The organism is Variovorax sp. CAN15 (assembly GCF_030462475.1).
Taxonomy (GTDB): domain Bacteria; phylum Pseudomonadota; class Gammaproteobacteria; order Burkholderiales; family Burkholderiaceae_C; genus Variovorax.
This window is the reverse complement of record NZ_JASMRZ010000178.1, coordinates 1-1,800: the sequence shown is the minus strand read 5'-3', so window position 1 is coordinate 1,800 and position 1,800 is coordinate 1. Positions and strand designations below refer to the sequence as shown.

Here is a 1,800-nt window from a genome sequence, read left to right as displayed (position 1 = left end):
CGAAGCCTGGGGGAGAACCTGGACTCACCGCGGAACCGGCTTTGCCGGGCCGCAGGTGTTGCCCCCTCGAGGGGGGTGGCGAAGCGACACGAAGTGCGCGAAGCCTGGGGGTCAGTCCTTTGTCGCCCGGCGCTGCACGCAGGCCACGTAGCCTTCGCCATCGGGCGGCCGGCCCGCGCGCTGGCTCTCCCACATCATCTGCCCGAGGCACTCCATCGCCTCGTGATGCGCATGCAGCAKCGAGCCGCGCCGCGCGGCGAGCAACTCGACCGCCTGGCGGATGCCGCGCGGCTGGTCGATGGAGCACTGCTCGCTGATCGACAGATGCATCGAGAGATGAAGAAACGGGTTCTCGCGTCCGCCAGATCCGTCGTACACCCGCGCCACCGCCGCGTCGGCATCGGAGAGGTCGTCGTGGTACTCGGGGTGCTGGTCGATCCAGCCGGCGGCGATGGTCTCGAGCGCTTCCATCGGCAGGCCCTGGCGGTGCTTGGCGTAGACGTCGCAGAAGAAGCGGCGCACGTCTTCCTGGGAGGGGTTGAACATATCTATATAGAGGTGGCGAAAAGATGAGAGGGAGCTGTCGGCGCGAACTGCTTTTTCGGCGGCTTCGCGGTGCCTCGGATGTGTCGGACGTTCCGGGTACGCGGCGTTACTTCGTAACGTAACGAATCGCCAATTGACCTCCTTACGAGCTGTTTCCACACCCCGTCGCAGGCCCTGCAAAAAGAAAATTTTCCATACGAATCAACGAGTTGCTGCATCCGAGGCGGCTTCGGCACGGAGCCTGGCAAAAGCGGCACGCTAGTTGCCCCTGAGTAGGCATCTTTTGTCACAGAGGCTGCCATGACCGCTCAACAAGCATCGACCAATTCGACCGAGGGACTTGCCGCCGCTGGCGCTGCCCCTGTGGTCCTCGCCCAGGCCACCGTCACTCCGCTGGGTACCCCCGGCGCGGTGAGCCCGGCCGCTCCAGCCGCAGCTGCCGCCCCGGCCAGCATCGGCACATTATCGAACGCCACGCCCGGCGTCACCGTCATGCGCGATGGTGTCAGCATTCCCGTCGATGGCAATCAGACCCTGATCGCCGGCGACCGCGTGATCGTTCCGCAGGACGGCCACGCCAACGTTCTCTTCCCCGGATCGGCCACCAACAAGGCCCCGCTCGCAGGTGTGTTCACCGGCGGCACCGATGCCACCATCGGCTCGACCAAGCTGCCCGGCGGCCTGGAACAAGTGAATGTGGATGTCGCTTCGGGCGACCTGCAGGTGACCCCGCCCGACAGCGACGCCGACGCCGCTGCCCTGGCCGTCACCAAGAAGCTCGCTGCAGGCAGCGGCATCGGGCTCGGCGAATTCGCCCTGGGCGCCCTGGGCGCCGCGGCTTTGGGTGCCGCCCTGAGCGGCGGTGGCGGCGGCAGCGACAGCACCATCCCGCTGTTCGTCGGCTCGGGCAACCCGACCAATCCTGGCGACTCCGATGCGGACGCAGATTCCGATGCGGACGCCGATGCTGATGCGGATGCAGACGGAGATGCCGACGCAGATGCCGATGCCGATGCCGATGCTGATGCTGACGCCGATGCCGATGCCGATGCCGACGCTGACGCTGACGCTGACGCTGACGCTGACGCTGACGCTGACGCTGACGCCGACGCCGACGCTGACGCCGATGCCGATGCCGATGCCGATGCCGATGCCGATGCCGATGCCGATGCCGATGCCGATGCCGATGCCGATGCCGATGCCGATGCCGATGCCGATGCCGATGCCGATGCCGATGCCGATGCCGATGCCGCC

Annotated in this window: 1 protein-coding gene and 1 pseudogene; one reads left to right on the top strand and one right to left on the bottom strand. The window is 66.8% G+C overall.

Annotation, left to right across the window (positions count from 1 at the left end; all coding sequences use genetic code 11):
• Positions 1–111: 111 nt before the first annotated feature.
• Positions 112–546 (bottom strand): DUF1841 family protein, encoded by a 435-nt coding sequence (locus QMO14_RS33205; protein WP_301512380.1) that lies wholly within the window; start codon positions 544–546, stop codon positions 112–114.
• 300 nt (positions 547–846) lie between these two features.
• On the opposite strand from QMO14_RS33205, the pseudogene QMO14_RS33200 reads away from it, so the two are divergent.
• Positions 847–1,800 (top strand): annotated as a pseudogene (locus tag QMO14_RS33200) (hypothetical protein); the annotation flags it as partial.